Genomic DNA, 19,750 nt, shown 5'->3' with positions numbered 1-19,750 from the left:
CACGTGGATGGATCGGAGCCGCGCATTATCGCCTGTCAGCCGCGCTTTTGCCGAAACAAGGGAGGCTGCGCCCCGCGGCGCACCCGATTAACCGCGGCTATGCCAGAATCCAGCGGTTCCCTATGGTGAGTCCCATGTCCACGTCGCCTCCGTCGTCCAACAGCGGCATCGTGCTGCGCCTGCCGCGCCGCCTCCTCGTGATCGTCGGCATCGCCTTCTGCGCCGGGCTGCTGCTGTTCCTTGCAGTGTGGCTGGTCGGGCGCAAGGACAACGACTTCTACAAGCCGCAGCCGGCGCAGGTGCACCAGGACGCCGCGGAGGTCAAGCCGCTGCCCGAGCCACTGCCCGCCAGCAGCGGCGCCAGCGACATGCCGCAAGCCAAACCGCCGACAGCGGAGGATGCGCCGAAACTGGTCGAGACCGCGCCGCCTGCCCCGCTGCCGGCCGATACGATGGCGGCGCTGCCCGGCGCCACCGAAGGTGCTGCTGCGGGGACGAACGCCACCGTACTGGCACCAGGCGATCGTCCTGTGCCGCTGGAAGGGCAAGCGCCACCGCGCTATCCGTCGGCAGCCTTGCGCAGCGGCGACAGCGGCACGGTGGTGGTGCGGGTCGAAGTGGACGCCAGCGGCATCCCCGGCGGTGTGGCCCTGGTCAGGCGCAGCGGTTCGCGCGAACTGGATCGCGCGGCAATGGAAGCAGTGCGCCGCTGGCGCTTCCGCCCGGCGCAGCAGAACGGCCAGGCGGTGGCCGGCAGCCTCGAGATTCCATTCGATTTCAAGCCGGCTCAGTAAGCTGAACCGCACTTGCGGCGCGCTTCCGTAGTTCACGGGCGGCTGACACACCGCTAACCGTATCCGGACAAAGCTGCCTGCGTCCCACGACGCAGGAGCACGCCCATGTCCAGACCGCACGATACGCAGGAGCTGTGTCCGCGCAAGCACGATGACGCAGTGCCTCCGCACGCCCATCTTGGGTCACCGTGGGCATGGATCGTCGTGATCGCGCTGGTGCTGGTCGCCAGCGGTTGGTGGCTGGGCCGCGATCGCGCAGACCAGATCCCTCCCACTGCGCCGGCTGCGGCGACGCCTGCCAGCGATCCACCGCGCGCTCCGTAAACCCGCGCTTCCCTACACTTGATTCACCACCCTGCAGTGGTGATCGATAGTTGAGGCGGCCGTGTGCTGCCGGCCGCGACTCGCCTCAGACACTGGCGGCCAGGCCGAATCCAGCAGTGCGCGCCAGCGTGTCGAAGCCCGGGAACGAGGTCGCCACGTTGGCCACATCGTTGATCCGCACCTCGCCATCGGCCAGTTGGCCGGCAATCGCGAATGCCATCGCGATGCGATGGTCGCCGTGGCTTTCGATCACCCCGCCGCCCAGCAAACCGCCATGGATCGTGGCGCCGTCGGGCGTCTCGTCGACCACGATGCCCAGGCTACGCAGACCGGTGGCCATCGCGGCCAGGCGGTCGGATTCCTTGACCCGCAGCTCGGCCGCGCCGCTGACCACGGTCTGGCCCTGCGCGGCGGCCGCGGCGACGAACAGCGCCGGAAATTCGTCGATCATGTCCGGCACCACCGCTTCGGGAATCTGCGCCCCGCGCAGCGGCGCGTAGCGTACGCGCAAGTCGGCCACCGGCTCGCCGCCATGTTCGCTGTGATTGTGCTCGACGATGTCCGCGCCCATCAGCCGCAGCGCGGCGAGCAGGCCGGTGCGGCGCGGATTGAGGCCGACAGCCTTGAGGGTGATATCCGAGCCGGGAACGATGCTGGCAGCGACGATGAAGAACGCTGCCGAGGAGAAATCGGCCGGCACCGCGATGTCGCTGGCGTGCAGCCGCTGGCCGCCGCGCAGGCGCGCCTGGCCGGGTGCGAACGCGATCTCCACGCCGAACGCGGACAACATGCGCTCGGTGTAGTCGCGGGTCGGATGCGCTTCCTGCACCGAGGTGATGCCATCGGCATACAGCCCGGCCAACAGCACCGCCGACTTGACCTGGGCGCTGGCCACCGTCGAGGCGAAGTCGATGCCGCGCAGCGGCTGCCCGCCATGGATGCGCAGCGGCGGCACGCCGTTTGCGTCGGTGTCGATCCGCGCGCCCATCAGCGCCAACGGCTCGGTGACGCGACGCATCGGCCGCTTGGACAGCGACGCATCGCCGACCAGCACGCTATCGAACGGCTGCGCCGCCAGCAACCCGGCCAGCAGCCGCATCCCGGTACCGGCATTGCCGCAATCCAGCTCGCCCTGCGGTGCCTGCAAGCCATCGACGCCGACCCCGTGCACGATCCGCTGCGACGGCGACGGCGTCTCGATCCTGACCCCGAGCTTGGCGAAGATCGCCGCGGTCGACCGCGTGTCCTCGCCCTCCAAGAACCCATCGATGCGCGACACCCCATCGGCCAACGCCGCGAACATCACCGCCCGATGCGAGACCGACTTGTCGCCCGGCACATTCAACGTCCCCTGCAAAGCAGAGCCCTTCGTCGCGATCCAGTACTGCTCGTTGCTCATCACTATTCCTGAGATTGCCAGCCACCCGCCCCGCGGGCCCACTGTCGCTGTTGATCTTGCCGCCGCTGTCGATCTTGCTGTTGCAGTTGCCGTTTGCTTTTCAGGGGTCCCCATTGAGGGTCGGCGAGCGGCCCGGGGAAAACCCCGCAGGGGCGACGCGCAGGATGCGCGTCGTTTTTCGCTGGCACATGGATGTGCCATCGAAAAATCCCAGGTTGCTCGCGGACCCCGCGCGCAGCGCGGGGCGACCTGACTGGGGCGGCCTTTCTTTTGCTTACTTTTCTTTGGCCGTTCAAAGAAGCGCTCCTCAGCGGCCGCAGGCCGATCAAAGTAAGTCGCGCAACGCGCGAAAGCCTTTGCCCTTTCTGTTGCTTTTGCTCTACCGCCAAACCAGTTACAGCAGTCACACAGACCAGATCAAGGCACCGCCACCGGATAAGACCCCAACACCTTGATCTGCGCCGAATGCGCCTTCAACTCCGCCAACGCCTGCTGCATCGCCTCGTCCTCCACATGCCCGGCCAGATCGATAAAGAACCCATACTCCCACTTCGCCTGATGCGAAGGCCGAGACTCGATCCGGTTCATGCTGATCCCATGCCGCGCGAACGGACTTAGCACATCGAACAGCGCACCCGGCTTATCGTGGATGAACACCAACACCGACGTACGATCGTGCCCGGATGGCGGAAAGATCTGCCGGCCGATCACCAGGAAGCGCGTCGTGTTGTCGTCGTCGTCCTCGATCGACTTCATGATCACCTTCTTCAGCGCGTACACATGCGCCGCACTCTCCCCGCCGATCGCCGCCGCATCCTCCGCATTGCGCGCGCGCCGCGCGCCCTCGGCATTGCTCGACACCGGGATCTTCTCCACCTTCGGCAGATGCGCGCGCAGCCACCCGGCGGTCTGCGCGAACGACTGCGGATGCGCATAGATGCGCTCGATCGCATCGAGCCGGCCGGTGCGCGACAGCAGGTACTGGTGCACGCGCAGCTCGGTCTCGCCGCAGATCTTCAGGTTCGAGGTCAGGAACATATCCAGGGTGACCTGGATCGTGCCCTGCCCGGAATTCTCCACCGGCACCACGCCGAAATCGGCATTGCCGCTCTCCACTTCCTGGAACACTTCCTCGATCGTCGCCATCGGCATGCCCACTGCCGAGCGGCCGAAATGCTTGAGCACCGCCTGCTGGCTGAAGGTGCCTTCCGGGCCGAGATAGCCGATCTTCAGCGGCTCCTGCTGTGCCAGGCAGGCGGACATGATCTCGCGGAACACGTGCACCAGCACTTCGTCGCTGAGCGGCCCCTGGTTGCGGTCCACCACCATGCGCAGCACCTGCGCCTCGCGCTCTGGACGGTAGTAGTCCACCGCGGCGGCGAGCTTGCCCTTGGCCTTGCCGACCTGGTGCGCGAACTGCGCGCGCTCGGCGATCAGCGCCTGGATGGTGCGGTCGATCTCGTCGATCTTGGCGCGCACGTCGGCCAGCGCCGGCGCCGCGTCTGCGGGCATGGCGATGGCGGTCGATGTCGGCTTGCCCGGCTTGGCCAGCTTGGCCGACTTGCTCGATTCGGCGTGTGCGGTTCGGGATTTGTTCGGCTTTGCGGCCATGGATCGTGGTTCCTCGATGTTCCGGAGCGCCTGCTGGGCGATCCGGTCGCGGCTGAAGCCGCTCCTACAGGGGGATGGCTCAGCCGTTGCGTTGCTGGAAGTCGCGCATGAAGGCGACCAGCGCCTGCGCGCCGGCCACCGGCATCGCGTTGTACAGCGAGGCGCGGATGCCACCGACCGCCTTGTGGCCCTTCAGCGCAAGCAGCCCGGCGGCCTTGGATTCGGCGACGAAGCGCGCGGTGAGGGTGTCGTCCGGCAGGAAGAACGGGATGTTCATCCGCGAGCGCGCAGCGGCCACCACGTCGTTGCGGTAGAAGCCGCCGGAGCCGTCGATCGCCGCGTACACCAGCGCCGACTTGGCCTGGTTGCGGCGCGCGAACTCTTCCACCCCGCCCTCGGCCAGCATCCACTTGAACACCAGCCCGGCCAGGTACCAGTTCCAGGTCGGCGGCGTATTGAGCATCGAATCGCGCGCGACGTGCGAGCGGTAGTCGAAAATGTCGGCGCGCGGCTGGCCGCTGCGCTGCAACAGATCCTTGCGGATGATGACCACCGCCACGCCGACCGGGCCCAGGTTCTTCTGCGCGCCTGCGTAGATCACCGCGTACTTGGACACGTCGATCGGCTCGGCGGCGATGCTGGAACTGAAATCGGCGAACAGCGGCACCGCGCCCACGTCCGGCGCGTCGCGGAACTCGACGCCATGGATGGTCTCGTTGGCGGTGATGTGCACGTAGGCGGCATCGGCGCTGAGCTGCCAGCTGGCGCGCGGCGGGATGTCGTGGAAGCCGCCGGCCTCGCTGCTGGCGGCGACGTGCACGTTGGCGTACGGGCTGACCTGCTTGATCGCGGTCTTGCCCCAGTGTCCGGTCACCACGTAATCCACGGTCTGCCCGGGCGCGGCGAAGTTCAGCGCCAGCAGCGCCTGCTGGGTAGTGGCGCCGCCGGACAGGAACAGCACCGCGTAGTCGTCGGAGATGTCGATCAGGCGGCGCAGATCGGCTTCGGCCTCGGCCGCCACCGCCATGAACTCGGCGCCGCGGTGGCTCAGCTCCACGATCGAGGCGCCCACGCCGTTCCACTCCAACATCTCCGCCTGCGCCTGGCGCAGGACCGATTCCGGCAATGCAGCGGGGCCGGCACTGAAATTGAACGCGCGTGTCATGGGGCACCTATCGGACAAGACGCCTAGTATGCCGCAGCGCAGCAGCTTGCGGCCCGGACAATTTAGGTTGCATTTGCATCCATTGACCTCGCCCACGCGTAGTCTGTACTGAACTCGTCGGCGGTCGTCCGCCCCTCCAGGAGTCAGCCATGTCATTGCGCGATGTGCTCAATATCCCCAGCCGCCAGATCACTGACGAGGCGCTCTACCGCGATCGGCGGCGGCTGCTGCAGGCCATGGCGATGGCGCCGGCGATGGGCCTGGTCGGCTGCGCCGAGGCCGAACCGCCGGCCCCGCCGAAGACAGTGGTGACCACGGAACAGGCGCGCAACGGCTTTCGCACCAGCGAGGAGTTGACCCGCTACGAGGACGTCACCAGCTACAACAACTTCTACGAATTCGGCACCGACAAGACCGACCCGTCGAAGGCGGCCAAGACCCTGCGCACTGCACCGTGGTCGGTGAAGGTGTCCGGCGAATGCGAAAAGCCCGGCACCCTGGCGCTGGACGATCTGCTCAAGGGCAGCAGCCAGGAGGAGCGCATCTACCGGCTGCGCTGCGTTGAAGGCTGGTCGATGGTGATCCCGTGGCTGGGGGTGCCGTTGGCCGCGGTGCTCAAGCGCTTCGCACCGACCTCCAAGGCCAAGTACGTCGCCTTCACCACGCTGGCCGATCCGCAGCAGATGCCCGGCATCCGCTACCGCTCGATCGACTGGCCGTACAAGGAAGGCCTGCGCATCGACGAGGCGATGAACCCGCTGACCCTGCTCGCCACCGGCCTGTACGGCAAGCCGCTGCCGCAGCAGAACGGCGCGCCGCTGCGGCTGGTGGTGCCGTGGAAATACGGCTTCAAGAGCATCAAATCCATCGTCGAGATCCGCTTCGTCGAGCGCATGCCGGAGACCGCCTGGCACGAATTGCAGGCCTCGGAGTACGGTTTCTTCTCCAACGTCAATCCGGCGGTGGACCATCCGCGCTGGAGCCAGAAGACCGAGCGCCGTATCGCCGGCAAGGCCAGCAAGCTGTTCGCCGAACGCATCCCGACCCGCCCGTTCAACGGCTATGCCGAGCAGGTGGCGGGGATGTATGCGGGGATGGATCTGAAGAAATGGTATTGAACGCTCGGGACCCGGGACTCGGGACTCGGGGCCCGGAAAAAGCCGGCGGTTTCGGCGTTGGGCGGGCGCGTTGCTTGGTCGGGGCAGTCGCGACATGGCGGTGAAGTCCGGGCCCTCTGGTTTGATCGCGGCCAAGGGCATGGTCCATGTGCTGGCGCTGGCGCCGTTGGCTTACCTGGGCTGGCAGTTCTGGCAGGTGTGGCAGAGCGGCAGCGATGCGCTCGGTGCCGATCCGGTGGCCGAGATCGAGCACCGTACCGGGCTGTGGGCGTTGCGGCTGCTGTTGCTGACCCTGGCGATCACGCCGCTGCGGCAGCTGAGCGGGCAATCGGTGCTGCTGCGGTTCCGGCGCATGCTCGGACTGTATGCGTTCTTCTATGCCTGCGTGCATCTGGGTGTGTATCTGGGTCTGGACCTGCGCGGCTACTGGGCGCAGATCTTCGAGGACATCGTCAAGCGGCCCTACATCACCGTCGGCTTCATCGCCTGGCTACTGCTGATCCCGCTGGCAATCACCTCCACCCAGGGCTGGATGCGCCGGCTCAAGCGCAACTGGGGCAAGCTGCACAAGGCGATCTACGCGATCGGCGTGCTGGCGGTGCTGCACTTCTGGTGGCTGGTGAAATCGGACATCCGCGAACCGCTGCTGTACGCGGCGATCCTGGCGCTGCTGCTGGGCTGGCGCGGCTGGCGGGCGCTCAGCGCGCGCCGAACCACAGCAGCCCGCTGAGCGCGGCGGCCAGCAGCAAGGCGCTGAGCAGCAGCCACGGCCAGCGCAAGGCGGTAGCCGGACGCGCTGGGGGTTCCGCTGCGGCGGCCGCCGGGACGCTGGCCGGATCGTGCTTCAACGGCTCGCCAGCGACCACCTGCGGCACCTCCAGCACGAAGCGGTGCTGCGTGTCGAACACCAGTTGGTCGCCCGGCTGCAGCCAGCAATCGCGTACCGCATTGCCGTTGACCTGGGTCTGCGCATCGCCGAGCCCGCGCAGCAGCACGCGCTCGCCATGCCGCTCCAGGCGCGCGTGGCGTTCGGCGAAGGCCGGATCGTCGATGCAGATGTCGCAGTCGCGCAGGCGGCCGATGCTGCGCACCCGGTCCAGGGTATAGCTGCGGCCATGGTGCTGGCCGCCGACCCCGCGCAGCACCAGCCGCGGATCGTCGCCCTCGCCTTCGGCCGCATCGGGCAGGCGCTGCAGCGGCTCGCACGCGCCCCGGACCACCATTTCCACGCCATCGGCATAGACCGCATCGCCGGCGCGCAGCAGCGCCATGCGCCGTACCGGACGCCCGTTCACGTGGATGCCGCGGGCGCCGTTGACCACCTGCAGCCATAGACCGCGCCGGTCCAGGCAGAACTGCGCCAGCAGCAGCGCGCCCTGGCTGTCGTCGACCACGCGCACATGCCCGGACGCCTGCCGCACGATGCGGTGCACGCCCGCGCGCAAGGGTCGGTCGGGTTGCTGGCGATTGCTGAAATGGACTTGCAGGTCGGACACGGCGGGGAGCCTAGCAGGTTGCCCGCGCTTGAAGAAGCGCGCCGTGCCTGGACAACACTGCGCGCATACGCACAATGCCTGATCTTTTCCGCGGGCCGCATGCCCGCACAGGAGCCAGCATGTCCAGCATCGACATCCGCCACGACCACGGCAAAACCCCCGCACAAGCACGCAAGGCGATCGAGGACGCCGCCAAAAAGCTATCCGAACGTTTCGACCTGGAATCGCGCTGGGACGGCGATGCGCTGCTGTTCTCGCGCTCCGGTGTGGACGGGCGCATCGAACTGCTGCCCAAGCAGGTGCACGTCACCGCCGAGCTGGGCTTCCTGCTGTCGGCGCTGAAGGGCACAGTGGAAAGCGAAATACGCCGCGTGCTGGCCGAAAAGCTGGGCTGAGCGGCAATAGCGCCTTCTCCCCTTGGGAGAGGGGTTGGGGTGAGGGTCCGGCGCGAAAGCGACTCGTAGAGATAGGGACACGAGGCTCCGCCCGTACCCTCATCCGCCCCTTCGGGGCACCTTCTCCCGATGGGAGAAGGAACCACCGCGACCCGCTCAGTCGAAGGCGAACGGCTGCGGGTGTCCGGCGAACAAACGCCGCGAAACCTCGCGCTCGGTGGTTTCGATATCGCCCATGAAGCCTTCGGCGTCGCCGAGTTTGGAAAACGCGTCGAAGCCGCGTTCCAGGAACCCCTGCAATTCCGACAGCCCCGCCGCCTTGGCCGGGCCGCGCGCGAAGCGCAGCAGCATGCGTACGCCCGTGGTGTGCACCGCGGTGGCCAGGCCAAGGCCGACACTGGCGATCAGGTCGATCTGATGCAGGCGCAGGCGGCGCAGGCCAGTATGTCGGTAGGCCTGCGCGTACAAGTCGTCGTCCAGGCGCTTGCGGCGCGGCGCCAACGCCTGCAGCGCCTCGGCCATGCGCAGGTCCAGTGCGTGGGTCAGCGCGCCCAGCTCGATGCCGTCGGCGACCGTGTCCAGCAGCGTGGCCGGCATCAGCCGCTGCATCATCGGCAGCACCTTGACGATGTCGGCGTCGCGCCGGCTGAAATCGCGGTCGCCATAGACGTCGGTCAGGAAGAACATCGCCGCCGGGCGCCGCTGCGGGTCCTCCAGAAAGTGTTCGAAGCTGCGCTCCAGCCGCTGCGTCTGCCAGCGCCGCAGTTCCTGCAGCCAGCGCAACGCATTGCGCGGCTCGTGCGCCGGATCGTGCACGGCCTGATGCCATGCCAGACGGCGGCCGAGTCGTTCCAGGACGGGATTGCTGCGCGCCATGGGGGCCGATGATGCTGGTCGCCGGGCGTGACCGCAAGCATCATGCCGCTCGGCTACACTCCGGCCAACGCCCTTCGCGAACCGCGCATGCTTTCCCTCCACAGCGCCACGCCACGCCCCCGTTCCCAAGGCCGTATCGGCCTGGCCATCGCCGGCGGCGGCCCGATCGGCGGCATGTACGGACTCGGCGCGCTGCGCGCGCTGGACGAAGCCCTGGACGGACTCGACCTGACCCGGCTGGACTGCTACGTCGGGGTCAGTTCCGGCGCGTTCCTGACCGCCGGCCTGGCCAATCGCATCAGCAGCGCAGAGATCTGCCGGATCTTCGTCACCGGCAACAGCGACGATGCGCGGTTCCGGCCCGAGGATTTCCTGCGCCCCAACGTCTACGAATACCTGCGCCGCGCCGCGACCCTGCCCAAGCTCGCCTACGGCTGGTGGCACGACCTGCTGACCGAGCCGCGCAAGACCCGCTGGTCGGACCTGATCACCCGCTTCGGCGGGCTGGTGCCCAGCGGGCTGTTCGACAACGCCGGGGTCGAACGCTTCATGCAGGACGTGTTCAGCCGGCGCGGCCGCAGCAACGACTTCCGCGCCCTGGACACCGACCTGTTCGTGGTCGCGGTGGACCTGGACAGCGGCCGCACCGTGCGTTTCGGCGAGCCGGGCATGGACCAGGTGCCGATCTCGCTGGCGGTGCAGGCCAGCGCCGCGCTGCCGGGGCTGTATCCGCCGGTGGAGATCGACGGCCGCCACTACGTCGACGGCGCGCTGCGGCGCACGATGCACGCCTCCACCCTGCTGGAGCGCGGCATCGACCTGATGATCGGGATCAACCCGCTGGTCCCCTACGACGCCACCCACGCGCCACGCCGCAACGGCCAGATCGACCGCGCGCGGCTGCTCAGCGGCGGCCTGCCGGCGGTGCTGTCGCAGACATTGCGCACCCTGCTGCAGTCGCGCATGCAGGTCGGGCTGGAGAAGTACGCACAGCAATACCCGCGGGTGGACCAGCTGGTGTTCGAGCCCAATGCCGACAACAGCGAACTGTTCTTCACCAATCTGTTCAGCTATTCCGCACGCCACCGCGTCTGCCAGCTGGCCTATCGCAACACCCTGGCCGACCTGCGCGGCAACGCCCAGGTGCTGGAACCGATGCTGGCCGCGCACGGCATCGCCCTGCGCCATGAGATCCTCAACGATCGCCAGCGCACCTTCACCGACGGCGTGGACGTGCAGCAAGGGCGCACCACCGAAGCCACTGCGCGCCTGCGCCGCGCGCTCGACGACATCGATCAGGTCATCGCCCGACGCCGCGCCAGCCGCCGCACGCGGCGCGCACCGCCACTTTCCACCGACTGAGACGCCGGCGCTGGTGTGATTGCTCTAACCAACGCCGTGAGTCTCCAATCCAGCCACCCAACCGCCGCAGGAACCGCACCGTCATGGCCACTCTGAAGAAATCCGCACGCAAAAAGAAGACCGCCGCCGCCAGCGACGAGGGCCTGCAGGCGCAGGCGGAAAAGCTGTCCAAGCGCCTGGGCGAATCGGCGCAGCAGGTATGGCTGGCCGGGGTCGGCGCGTTTGGCCGCGCCCAGGCCGAAGGCGGCAAGCTGTTCGAAACCCTGGTGAAGGAAGGTCTGACCCTGGAGCAGAGCACGCGCAAGCTGGCCGGCGGCGGCGTCGATGCGGTGCGCGATGTGGTGGAGAACCGGGTCGGCCAGGCGCGCGAACGCGCCGCCGATACCTGGGATCGGTTGGAGAAGGTGTTCGAGGACCGGGTGCAACGCGCGTTGCGCAGGCTGGAAGTGCCCAGCCGCGAAGACCTCGGCACTTTGCTCGATCGCGTAGATGCTTTGAATGCCGAACTGCGCAACCTGGGCAGCGGCCGCCGCGCACGCCAGGCACCGGTCAAGGCGCCCGCAGCCAGGAAGGCGGCAAAGACCGCCGCACCCAAGTCCCGCCCGACCAGGCAGGCAGCGCCGGCGCAACGCCGTGCCGGCCCGGTCGTGGCCAGCGCCACGCCCGCGCCGAAACGCGCCAGCCGCAAGCGCGCCGCGGCGCAGACGCCCGCTGAATAAGGTTTTGTTGCAAAGCAGCAGGTTTTTTCCGAAAATTGGGACGGACCCGCCAGTCCCTCTGAAGACCGTTTGTTCCCCTCCCCTCGCGGCTTCGGACTGGCGGGTCTTCTTCTGTCCGCCGTTCCCCGCTGTCGCCTTGCCGGCGCTGTGACACGCTGGCGATAAACTGGCGTCATCGAATAGCGTTACGCGGGTACGAGCATGTTTTCCTGGATAGTGGCAACGGTCTTGGCAGTGGGCGCATGGCTCGCTGCCACGCTCTATCTGTGGGTGGTCCGGCGCCGCGAGAACGAGACCAGCGCCGGGCTGAATGCCCTGGCTGGACTGCATTGGCGCGATTTCTCGCGCATGGTGCGGCGCGCGATGCGCGAGCAACGCGACCTGCACGACGCGGTGGCCGACGAGGACGTGTTCCAGGAACCGCAGAGCGACTTCGTGATGACCCGCGGCGACGCGCGCTGGCTGTTGTCGTGCAAGCACGGCCGCGCCTACCGGATCGGCTCGGCCGCGGTCAACGAACTGGGTGCGACGGCGCGGCTGATGGGGGCGCAAGGCGGCATCCTGGTCACCGAGGGCACGGTGCAGCGCGACGGCATCGCCGCGGCCGAGAAACAGTCGGTGGAAATCCTCGACGGCCGCCGCATCTGGCCGATGCTCAAGCGCTACCTGCCGAGCGAACTGGAGGACGGAGTGATCGGCGCCAGCCGCCGACGGGCGCAGCGGCATACCGTGATCGCCGCACTGGCCGCCGTGACCCTGGGCCTGCTGGTGGGACTGGGCGGACTGGCGCTGCAGCAGCGCAGCACCGACGCGGCATCGATCGCGGCGCTCCCTGCACCCGCCCAACCCAAGCCGGCAGCAGCGCCGCCCGCGCCAAGCGCCTCGCCCGCCGCGGCGACAGGGCCGTCAGCGGCGCCCGTATCCGAGCCCGAACCGGCCGCCAGCGCAGCACCCGACCCCGCCACCGAAGCCGGCTATCGCCAGTCGGTGTCCAAGGCCCTGGCCAAGACGCCCGGCGTGATCCGCGGCATCTGGCAGACCCGGATGACTCTGGTGATCGACCGCCGCGACGACGACGCGCAGGTCTGGCCGCGGATCTGCAAGGAAGTGGAACGCTATCCCTCGCTGCGCACCGCGCGCATCCAGCTCAATCCGCGCCCCGACCGCGACGAGCCGGTGCGCTGGCGGCAATGTAGGACGTTTTGAGTCGGGACCGGGGACCTGCAAGAGCGTAAAAGCCAAAGCAAAAAGCGACCATCGCGGTCGCTTTTTTGTTTCCATCAATCTCGAATCAAGCGCACGGATTTTGCAACCGAAATCCACCGGGTCCCCGGTCCCTGGTCCCGGCCTCACCAATGCACCCCCCGCATCAACGCCGCGAACGCGATCTGCTCCTGGCTGGGCTTGGCCTCGCGTAGCACCTTGCGGTCGCCCTTGGCGGCGGCAGAATCCGGGAACAGTTCGAAGGCGGTGTTCATCACCAGCTCGTAGGCCTTCGGCGCCACCGCGTTGACCAGCGCGGCGAAGATGCCCAGCCGCGTCGCCACCCGGCTCGGGCGCTCGATGATCGCCTTGACCATCAGATCAGCGGCTTCCTCCACGCTCAGCGTGGGTACGCTGTCGTACATCTTGGTCGGCGCGATCATCGGCGTCTTCACCAGCGGCATGTTGACCGTGGTGAAGCTGATGCCCTTGCCCGACAGTTCGCCCTGCGCGCAGCGGCTCCACGCGTCCAGCGCCGCCTTGGAGGCCACATAGGCGGAGAAACGCGGCGAATTGGCCAGCACGCCGATCGAGCTGACGTTGATGATGTGGCCCTTGCGCCGCGCGGTCATGCCCGGCAGCACGCCCATGATCAGGCGCAGGCTGCCGAAGTAGTTCAGCTGCATGGTGCGCTCGAAATCGTGGAAGCGGTCGTAGCTGAGTTCGATCGAGCGGCGGATCGAGCGGCCGGCGTTGTTGATCAGCACATCGACATGGCCGTGCGCTTCGAGCACGGTCTTGAGCAGCGCATCGCAGCCGGCCAGGTCGGACAGGTCGGCGGTATAGGCGAACACCTTGCCGCCCCTGGCGTTCATCGCATCGCGTGCGGCGAACAGTTCCTGCTCGCCGCGGGCGACGATGATGGTGGTGGCGCCGGCTTCGGCCACGCGCTGCGCGGTGGCAAGGCCGATGCCTGAGGAGCCGCCTGTGATCAGCACCACCTTGCCGCGCACCTTGCCCTTCAGCGTGCGGTCCACGAACAGGTCCGGATCAAGGTGCCGTTCCCAATGGTCCCACAGGCGCCAGGCGTAGTCTTCCAGCCGTGGCACGGCGATGCCGCTGCCCTTCAGCGCGCGCTCGGTCTCGCGGCTGTCGAAGCGGGTGGGATAGGTGATGAACTTCAGCACCTCGCGCGGGATGCGGAAATCGCGCAGCAGCATGCCGGTGAAGCGGCGGATCGGCGGCAGCCCGCCGACCGCGGCGCGGATGCCCGCCGGCACGAATGCGAACATCCGCGCGTCCACCCGCAAGGTCATCTCCGGCGCGTGGCCGGCGCGGCAGAACGCGTTGAGCACCTCGCCCACGCGCAGCGGCTCCGGATCGGTGAGGTGGAAAGTGTGGCCGTCGAGCTTGGGCTTGTGCGCGATGTGGTCCATCGCATCGGCGACGAAATCCACCGGCACCAGGTTGATGCGCCCGCCCTCGATGCCGAGCATCGGCGCCCACGGCGGCAACAGCTGGCGCAGCTTCTTGATCAATGGGAAGAAGTAATACGGCCCGTCGATCTTGTCGATCGCGCCCGTGCGCGAATCGCCGACCACCATGCCAGGGCGGTAGATGCGCCACTTGATCCGGGTTTCGGCGCGCACCAGCGCCTCGGCATCGTGCTTGGTGCGCAGGTAGGGATCGTCCAGAGCTTCGGCTTCTTCGAACATGTCCTCGCGGAAGATGCCGGGATATAGACCGGCCACCGCGATCGAGCTGGTGTGGTGAAAGATGCCGGCGCCGATCTGCGCCGCCAGCTCCAGCGCGTTGCGGGTGCCGTCCAGATTGGCCACGCGCTGCGCCTCGGCCTTGGCAGTGAGGTCGTACAACGCGGCCAGATGGAAGACGTGCCTGACCTTGCCGCGCAGCGCCTGGCGTTGCGCCGCGTCCAGGCCGCAACAGTCGGCGCCGACATCGCCATGCAGCACCACCAGGCGCTTGCCGTCCCAGCCCTGCTCGCGCACCAGCGCATCGAACTTGCGTTGCGACTCCTTGCGCACCAGGACGTGGATGCGGCCTTTGCGCCGCATCAGATTGGCCATCAGATAACGGCCGATGAAACCGGTGGCGCCCGTAACGAAATACGTCATGCCGAACCATTCCTCGTACTGCGGCCGCGGCCCCTCGCCTCGTCCTGGGCGCTAACTTGCCAGAGCGCGGCAGGCAGGACAAACGCACGTTGGGTATGGCGCGCGGCACCGGCCGTGCGGCGGCGCAGCATCGGCCAGCGCCGACCGCGGCGATCGACGCCGCGCGCGATGCTCAGCGTCCGCCCGGCGAGAACCGCGCCACCAGGTCGTAGGTGTCGCCGAGGAATATCTGGCGTACGAAGGTCACGGCCTGTTCGCCGCGCCAGGTCTGCCGGTCGATCAGCAGGCAGGCGGTGCCGGCCGCCACCTGCAACCGCGCCGCCTGCTCGGGGTTGGCGCCGACCGCGCTGATGCGATGCTCTGCGCGGGTCCACGGCACGTGCTGCAGCAGCCAGCTGCCGGGCACGACGACCGCGAAATCCATCTGCAGCGCTTCCGGCACCGCCACCGGATTGATCACCCGCTCCTCCAATGCGAACGGGCGCCCGTCGGCGAAGTGCAGGCAGTGCAGCGACAGCAGCGTGCCGACGGCAGCGACCTCGGCTTCCTGCGGCAACGCAGCGTGCGGCGCGCGCTGGCACCGTTCCAGCAGTGCGAAGCGGTAGGCATGGCCGCGCGCGGCGACCTCGACCGGAATGTCGGGGATCTCCAACGCCACCTGCTCGATGTGCGGATGCGGCCGCGCCACGAACGAGCCGGCGCGGCGGCGGCGCTCGATCATGCCGGCGTCGGCCAGCATCGCCAGCACCTTGTTGACCGTCATCCGCGAGCAGGCGTACTGCGCCATCAGCGCGTGCTCGGAGGGAATGCGATGGCCCGGCGGCCATGCGCCGCTGCGGATATGCCCTTCGATGTCGCTGCGAATGCGGTGGTTGAGCGTCGCCGCGGGCCGGGTCTGGCTCATCGGCGCTCCCGCGCAGCGGCATCGCGCAGACGGATCATGCGTCAAGCAGCGCGGTCAACGCTCGCGCATAGGCCGCGACGACCGCATCGCGGCGATGATGGCGCCCGTCGCGCACCAACTCGCGGCCGTTGCGCCAGACCGAACGCACCGCGCCGCGCCGCGCGGCGAAGATCCAGCTGTCCAGCAAGGCATCGCCGTTGCGCGCGCACAGCGCCGGATGCGCAGGATCCAGTTCGACCAGATCGGCCGGCGCGCCCGCCTGCAGGCCCCGCACCACGCCCAGCGCCTGCGCCGCGCCATGCGCGGCGGACCGGAACAGGAAACCGCCGCTGGATTGCGCGGCGTCGCCGGCGAGCACATTGCGCCCGCGCAGTTGCAGGCGCTGACCGTATTCGAGCAGGCGCAACTCCTCGGCCGCATCGATCAGCACGTTGGAATCGGAGCCGACGCCAAAGCGTCCGCCCGCAGCGACGAACGCGCGCATCGGGAACAGCCCGTCGCCGAGATTGGCCTCGGTGATCGGGCACAGGCCGACCACCGCGCCGCTGGCGGCGATCGCCTGCACTTCGGCGGCATCGACGTGGGTGGCGTGGACCAGGCACCAGCGCGCGTCCACCGGCGCATGCGCCAGCAGCCATTGCACCGGCCGCTGCCCGCTCCAGGCCAGGCAGGCCTCGACCTCGCGGGTCTGTTCGGCGATGTGGATGTGCACCGGGCCGTCGCACAGCGGCAGCAGCGCGGTCAGTTCGTCCGGGGTCACCGCACGCAGGCTGTGCGGAGCGATGCCGAGCACCGCATCGTCGAGACCGCACAACGCGCGGCGGCTGCCGTCGAGCAGTTCGACGTAGCCCTCCAGATCATGGATCAGGCGCCGCTGCGCCGGGTTCGGCGCGGCGCCGCCGAAATCGGCATGCGCGTAGAACACCGGCAGCAGGGTCAGGCCGATGCCGCTGCTCTGCGCGGCGGCGGCCAGGCGCTGCGCCATCTCCGCACGGTCGGCATACGGCCGGCCGTCGGCGGCATGGTGCAGGTAATGGAATTCGCCGACGCGGGTGAAACCGGCCTCGAGCATTTCCACGTAGGCCTGTTCGGCGATGGCCTGCATGCTGTCCGGGTCCAGCCGCTGCAGGAAGCGGTACATCAGCTCGCGCCAGCTCCAGAAACTGTCGCCGCTGCGGCCACCGACCTCGGTCAGCCCGGCCATGCCGCGCTGGAACGCGTGGCTGTGCAGGTTGCCCAGCCCGGGCACGGCGATCGCCAGCGCCTGGTCGCCGGACATCGCGGCCACGCCGGACTGCACCGCGGCGATGTGCCCGTCACGCACCTCGATCCGCACGTCGCGCGCCCAGCCCTCGGGCAGCAGCGCCTGCGCACACCAGAAACCGCTCGTCCTCTCGTTCCCGCCAGCCTGTTGCTGCGCCAGGGTCTGCACTGGACACCCTCCGTCGACCACAATATTGTATATACAAAATAACCGACGAGCCCGCTCGTGACCATGCCCTGCGACACGCTCTGGCACAACGCTCACCTGATGACCCTGGACGCCGACGACGGCGGGCTGGGGCAAGTCCGCGATGGCGTGGTCGCCTGCCGCGACGGGCGCATCGTCTATGCCGGCGCCGCCGCGGCGCTGCCGGCACCGTTGGCTGCGCAGCACAGCGTCGACTGCGGCGGGCGCTGGATCGGCCCGGGCCTGATCGATTGCCATACCCACCTGGTCTACGCCGGCAACCGCGCCGGCGAGTTCGAACAGCGCCTGCTCGGCGCGAGCTATGCCGACATCGCCCGCGCCGGCGGCGGCATCGTCGCCACCGTGCGCGCCACCCGCGCCGCCGACGAGGCCGCGCTGCTCGCCGCCAGCCTGCCGCGGTTGGATGCGCTGCTGGCCGAAGGCGTGACCACGGTGGAGATCAAGTCGGGTTACGGACTGACCCTGGACGACGAACTGCGCATGCTGCGCGTGGCGCGGCGCCTGGGCGAACTGCGCCCGGTCGCGGTGTCGCCCACCTTTCTCGGCGCGCACGCGGTGCCGCCCGGCGCCGAGGCGCAAGCCTACATCGACGAGGTCTGCGAACGGATGATTCCCGAAGTCGCCGCGCAAGGCCTGGCCGAGGCGGTGGACGTGTTCTGCGAGCACCTGGCCTTCACCCCGGCGCAGACCGAGCAGGTGTTCCAGGCCGCGCAACGGCACGGCCTGGCGCTGAAGATCCATGCCGAGCAGTTGTCCAACCAGGGCGGCGCGGCGCTGGCGGCGCGCTACGGCGCGCGCTCGGCCGACCACGTCGAGTACCTGGACGATGCCGGCGTCGCCGCGATGGCCGCCGCCGGCACCGTCGCGGTGCTGCTGCCTGGCGCGTTCTACTTTACCCGCGACACCCAGCTGCCGCCGATCGCCGCGCTGCGCGCCGCCGGCGTGCCGCGCGCGCTGGCCACCGACTGCAACCCCGGCACCTCGCCGCTGACCAGCCCGCTGCTGGCGATGAACCTGGCAGCGACGCTGTTCCGCATGAGCGTGGCCGAATGCATCGCCGGCTTCACCCGCGAGGCGGCGCGCGCGCTCGGACGCTACGAACAGGTCGGCCGGCTGCGCGCCGGGTTGCAGTGCGACCTGGCGATCTGGGACATCGAACAACCGGCCGAACTGGTCTACCGCATGGGCTTCAACCCGCTGCATGCGCGCATCTGGAGGGGACTATGAGCAACGAGATCGTGCTGCGCCCGGGCGCGGTGAGCCTGGCGCAGTGGCGCGCCGTGTACCGCGGCGCCGGCGTGCGCCTGGATCCCGGCTGCGCCGAAGCGGTGCTGCGCAGCGCGCAGACGGTGGAGGCGATCGTCGCCAGGGGCGCGCCGGTGTACGGCATCAACACCGGCTTCGGCAAGCTGGCCAGCGTGCGCATCGAGCGCGAGGACCTGGACACCTTGCAACGCAATATCGTGCTGTCGCATGCGGCCGGGGTCGGCGAGCCGATGCCGGTGCCGGTGGTGCGGCTGATGCTGGCGCTGAAGCTGGCCAGCCTGGCGCAGGGCGCGTCCGGTGTGCGACCGGCCACGCTGGCGCTGCTGGAAGCGCTGCTGCAGCACGACGTGGTGCCGGTGGTGCCGTGCCAGGGCTCGGTCGGCGCCTCCGGCGATCTGGCGCCGCTGGCGCACCTGGCCACGGTGATGATCGGCGTCGGCGAGGCCTTCGTCGGCGGCGAGCGCATGCCGGCCGCGCAGGCGCTGGCGCAGGCCGGGCTGCAGCCGCTGGCGCTGGGCGCGAAGGAAGGCCTGGCGCTGCTCAACGGCACCCAGTTCTCCACCGCCTACGCGTTGGCCGGGCTGTTCGAGATCGAACGCGTGTTCCATGCCGCGCTGGTCGCCGGCGCACTGTCCACCGAGGCAGCCAAAGGCTCGGATACCCCGTTCGATTCGCGCATCCACGCGCTGCGCGGCCAGCACGGGCAGATCGCCACCGCCGCGGCGCTGCGCGCGCTGATGCAGGGTTCGGCGATCCGCGACTCACACCGTGACAACGACGTGCGCGTGCAGGATCCGTACTGCCTGCGCTGCCAGCCGCAGGTGATGGGCGCGGCGCTGGACGTGATGCGCCAGGCAGCGACTACGCTGGCGATCGAGGCCAACGGCGTGTCCGACAATCCGCTGGTGTTCAGCGACACCGGTGAGGCGCTGTCCGGCGGCAACTTCCACGCCGAGCCAGTGGCCTTCGCCGCCGACATGCTGGCGCTGGCGATCTGCGAGATCGGCTCGATCAGCGAACGCCGCGTGGCCATGCTGGTGGATCCGGCGCTGTCCGGGCTGCCGGCGTTCCTGACTCCGAAGCCGGGGCTCAATTCCGGTTTCATGATCCCGCAGGTCACCGCCGCCGCACTGGTGTCGGAGAACAAGCAGCGCGCCTACCCGGCCAGCGTCGATTCAATCCCGACCTCGGCCAACCAGGAAGACCACGTATCGATGGCCGCGCACGGCGCGCGACGGCTGCTGGCGATGGCCGAGAACGCGGCCAACGTGGTCGGCATCGAACTGCTGGCCGCCGCGCAGGGCTGCGACTTCCACGCGCCGCTGACCTCCAGCGCCGCATTGGAAGCGGCACGCGCGCTGCTGCGCGCACAGGTGCCGGCGCTGCAGGACGACCGCTATTTCCATCCGGACATGCTCGCCGCCACGGCGTTGGTACGCGCTGGCGCGCTGGCGGCGGCCGTCGATGTGTCCCTGCCCGATGCAACGTACGGATCATGACCCTGTAGGCGCG

Annotated in this window: 18 protein-coding genes; 10 read left to right on the top strand and 8 right to left on the bottom strand. The window is 68.8% G+C overall.

Annotated features, from left to right (window positions below):
• Nucleotides 1-134 precede the first annotated feature (134 nt).
• Nucleotides 135-794 carry an energy transducer TonB gene (locus tag E4A48_RS06140; protein WP_039009737.1) on the top strand — a complete coding sequence of 220 codons (660 nt, stop codon included), beginning with the start codon at nucleotides 135-137 and terminating at the stop codon, nucleotides 792-794.
• 105 nt (nucleotides 795-899) lie between these two features.
• Nucleotides 900-1,118 carry a hypothetical protein gene (locus E4A48_RS06135; RefSeq protein WP_142742054.1) on the top strand — a complete coding sequence of 73 codons (219 nt, stop codon included), beginning with the start codon at nucleotides 900-902 and terminating at the stop codon, nucleotides 1,116-1,118.
• Between the two features lie 85 nt (nucleotides 1,119-1,203).
• Here E4A48_RS06135 and aroA read toward each other — a convergent pair whose 3' ends face one another.
• The 3 genes from aroA to serC form a co-directional block, all read right to left on the bottom strand.
• Nucleotides 1,204-2,517, bottom strand: a complete 1,314-nt coding sequence (gene aroA / locus E4A48_RS06130) for a 3-phosphoshikimate 1-carboxyvinyltransferase (protein ID WP_039009733.1) — start codon at nucleotides 2,515-2,517, stop codon at nucleotides 1,204-1,206.
• A 417-nt stretch (nucleotides 2,518-2,934) separates the two neighbouring features.
• Nucleotides 2,935-4,128, bottom strand: coding sequence for a prephenate dehydratase (pheA, locus tag E4A48_RS06125; RefSeq protein WP_142742053.1), 1,194 nt, complete (start codon nucleotides 4,126-4,128; stop codon nucleotides 2,935-2,937).
• A gap of 79 nt (nucleotides 4,129-4,207) precedes the next feature.
• Nucleotides 4,208-5,293 carry a 3-phosphoserine/phosphohydroxythreonine transaminase gene (gene serC / locus E4A48_RS06120; protein WP_039009729.1) on the bottom strand — a complete coding sequence of 362 codons (1,086 nt, stop codon included), beginning with the start codon at nucleotides 5,291-5,293 and terminating at the stop codon, nucleotides 4,208-4,210.
• Nucleotides 5,294-5,442: 149 nt separating this feature from the next.
• Between serC and msrP the strand changes: the two genes are divergently transcribed.
• Nucleotides 5,443-6,411 carry a protein-methionine-sulfoxide reductase catalytic subunit MsrP gene (gene msrP / locus E4A48_RS06115; protein WP_142742052.1) on the top strand — a complete coding sequence of 323 codons (969 nt, stop codon included), beginning with the start codon at nucleotides 5,443-5,445 and terminating at the stop codon, nucleotides 6,409-6,411.
• Between the two features lie 94 nt (nucleotides 6,412-6,505).
• Nucleotides 6,506-7,141 carry a protein-methionine-sulfoxide reductase heme-binding subunit MsrQ gene (gene msrQ / locus E4A48_RS06110; RefSeq protein ID WP_003468300.1) on the top strand — a complete coding sequence of 212 codons (636 nt, stop codon included), beginning with the start codon at nucleotides 6,506-6,508 and terminating at the stop codon, nucleotides 7,139-7,141.
• Here the strand turns inward: msrQ and E4A48_RS06105 are convergent.
• A complete protein-coding gene (locus E4A48_RS06105; RefSeq protein WP_409976363.1) occupies nucleotides 7,110-7,982 on the bottom strand; it encodes an FHA domain-containing protein in 873 nt (290 codons plus the stop codon). The two genes, msrQ and E4A48_RS06105, sit on opposite strands and share 32 nt — an antisense overlap.
• A 44-nt stretch (nucleotides 7,983-8,026) precedes the next feature.
• On the opposite strand from E4A48_RS06105, the gene E4A48_RS06100 reads away from it, so the two are divergent.
• The gene (locus tag E4A48_RS06100) at nucleotides 8,027-8,302 is read left to right on the top strand and encodes a polyhydroxyalkanoic acid system family protein (RefSeq protein WP_003473856.1); all 276 of its coding nucleotides are present in this window, start codon (nucleotides 8,027-8,029) and stop codon (nucleotides 8,300-8,302) included.
• 156 nt (nucleotides 8,303-8,458) lie between these two features.
• On the opposite strand, the gene E4A48_RS06095 is transcribed toward E4A48_RS06100, so the two are convergent.
• Complete coding sequence (locus tag E4A48_RS06095) at nucleotides 8,459-9,178, bottom strand: FFLEELY motif protein (RefSeq protein WP_039009723.1); 720 nt, start codon at nucleotides 9,176-9,178, stop codon at nucleotides 8,459-8,461.
• Nucleotides 9,179-9,265: 87 nt separating this feature from the next.
• On the opposite strand from E4A48_RS06095, the gene E4A48_RS06090 reads away from it, so the two are divergent.
• The 3 genes from E4A48_RS06090 (at nucleotide 9,266) to E4A48_RS06080 (ending at nucleotide 12,465) form a co-directional block, all read left to right on the top strand.
• The gene (locus tag E4A48_RS06090) at nucleotides 9,266-10,540 is read left to right on the top strand and encodes a patatin-like phospholipase family protein (RefSeq protein ID WP_039010101.1); all 1,275 of its coding nucleotides are present in this window, start codon (nucleotides 9,266-9,268) and stop codon (nucleotides 10,538-10,540) included.
• Between the two features lie 83 nt (nucleotides 10,541-10,623).
• The gene (locus E4A48_RS06085) at nucleotides 10,624-11,259 is read left to right on the top strand and encodes a phasin family protein (RefSeq protein ID WP_142742050.1); all 636 of its coding nucleotides are present in this window, start codon (nucleotides 10,624-10,626) and stop codon (nucleotides 11,257-11,259) included.
• A gap of 201 nt (nucleotides 11,260-11,460) precedes the next feature.
• Complete coding sequence (locus tag E4A48_RS06080; protein ID WP_039009719.1) at nucleotides 11,461-12,465, top strand: restriction endonuclease; 1,005 nt, start codon at nucleotides 11,461-11,463, stop codon at nucleotides 12,463-12,465.
• 143 nt (nucleotides 12,466-12,608) lie between these two features.
• On the opposite strand, the gene E4A48_RS06075 is transcribed toward E4A48_RS06080, so the two are convergent.
• The 3 genes from E4A48_RS06075 to E4A48_RS06065 all read right to left on the bottom strand — a co-directional run bounded on the left by E4A48_RS06075 (nucleotide 12,609) and on the right by E4A48_RS06065 (nucleotide 16,933).
• Nucleotides 12,609-14,597, bottom strand: coding sequence for an SDR family oxidoreductase (locus tag E4A48_RS06075; protein WP_142742049.1), 1,989 nt, complete (start codon nucleotides 14,595-14,597; stop codon nucleotides 12,609-12,611).
• A gap of 172 nt (nucleotides 14,598-14,769) precedes the next feature.
• Nucleotides 14,770-15,501, bottom strand: coding sequence for a histidine utilization repressor (hutC, locus tag E4A48_RS06070; RefSeq protein ID WP_142742048.1), 732 nt, complete (start codon nucleotides 15,499-15,501; stop codon nucleotides 14,770-14,772).
• A 34-nt stretch (nucleotides 15,502-15,535) separates the two neighbouring features.
• On the bottom strand, nucleotides 15,536-16,933 hold the full coding sequence (locus E4A48_RS06065; protein ID WP_142742047.1) for a formimidoylglutamate deiminase: 1,398 nt from the start codon (nucleotides 16,931-16,933) through the stop codon (nucleotides 15,536-15,538).
• A 63-nt stretch (nucleotides 16,934-16,996) separates the two neighbouring features.
• Between E4A48_RS06065 and hutI the strand changes: the two genes are divergently transcribed.
• Together hutI and hutH are read left to right on the top strand one after the other, a co-directional pair.
• A complete protein-coding gene (gene hutI / locus E4A48_RS06060) occupies nucleotides 16,997-18,199 on the top strand; it encodes an imidazolonepropionase (protein WP_142743110.1) in 1,203 nt (400 codons plus the stop codon).
• Nucleotides 18,196-19,737 carry a histidine ammonia-lyase gene (hutH, locus tag E4A48_RS06055; RefSeq protein ID WP_142742046.1) on the top strand — a complete coding sequence of 514 codons (1,542 nt, stop codon included), beginning with the start codon at nucleotides 18,196-18,198 and terminating at the stop codon, nucleotides 19,735-19,737. Before hutI ends, hutH begins: the two co-directional genes overlap by 4 nt.
• Nucleotides 19,738-19,750 lie beyond the last annotated feature (13 nt).

It is taken from the genome of Xanthomonas translucens pv. cerealis (genome assembly GCF_006838285.1).
In the GTDB taxonomy this organism is placed as follows: Bacteria; Pseudomonadota; Gammaproteobacteria; order Xanthomonadales; family Xanthomonadaceae; genus Xanthomonas_A; species Xanthomonas_A cerealis.
This window is presented reverse-complemented; position numbering and strand designations above follow the sequence as displayed.

Coding starts and splice junctions, on each gene's coding strand:
- hutI (WP_142743110.1), top strand. CDS start 16,997: ATGCCCTGCGACACGCTCTGGCACAACGCTCACCTGATGACCCTGGAC.
- E4A48_RS06075 (WP_142742049.1), bottom strand. CDS start 14,597: ATGACGTATTTCGTTACGGGCGCCACCGGTTTCATCGGCCGTTATCTG.
- serC (WP_039009729.1), bottom strand. CDS start 5,293: ATGACACGCGCGTTCAATTTCAGTGCCGGCCCCGCTGCATTGCCGGAA.
- aroA (WP_039009733.1), bottom strand. CDS start 2,517: ATGAGCAACGAGCAGTACTGGATCGCGACGAAGGGCTCTGCTTTGCAG.
- E4A48_RS06100 (WP_003473856.1), top strand. CDS start 8,027: ATGTCCAGCATCGACATCCGCCACGACCACGGCAAAACCCCCGCACAA.
- msrP (WP_142742052.1), top strand. CDS start 5,443: ATGTCATTGCGCGATGTGCTCAATATCCCCAGCCGCCAGATCACTGAC.
- E4A48_RS06085 (WP_142742050.1), top strand. CDS start 10,624: ATGGCCACTCTGAAGAAATCCGCACGCAAAAAGAAGACCGCCGCCGCC.
- E4A48_RS06080 (WP_039009719.1), top strand. CDS start 11,461: ATGTTTTCCTGGATAGTGGCAACGGTCTTGGCAGTGGGCGCATGGCTC.
- E4A48_RS06135 (WP_142742054.1), top strand. CDS start 900: ATGTCCAGACCGCACGATACGCAGGAGCTGTGTCCGCGCAAGCACGAT.
- pheA (WP_142742053.1), bottom strand. CDS start 4,128: ATGGCCGCAAAGCCGAACAAATCCCGAACCGCACACGCCGAATCGAGC.
- hutC (WP_142742048.1), bottom strand. CDS start 15,501: ATGAGCCAGACCCGGCCCGCGGCGACGCTCAACCACCGCATTCGCAGC.
- E4A48_RS06090 (WP_039010101.1), top strand. CDS start 9,266: ATGCTTTCCCTCCACAGCGCCACGCCACGCCCCCGTTCCCAAGGCCGT.
- msrQ (WP_003468300.1), top strand. CDS start 6,506: ATGGCGGTGAAGTCCGGGCCCTCTGGTTTGATCGCGGCCAAGGGCATG.
- E4A48_RS06140 (WP_039009737.1), top strand. CDS start 135: ATGTCCACGTCGCCTCCGTCGTCCAACAGCGGCATCGTGCTGCGCCTG.
- hutH (WP_142742046.1), top strand. CDS start 18,196: ATGAGCAACGAGATCGTGCTGCGCCCGGGCGCGGTGAGCCTGGCGCAG.
- E4A48_RS06095 (WP_039009723.1), bottom strand. CDS start 9,178: ATGGCGCGCAGCAATCCCGTCCTGGAACGACTCGGCCGCCGTCTGGCA.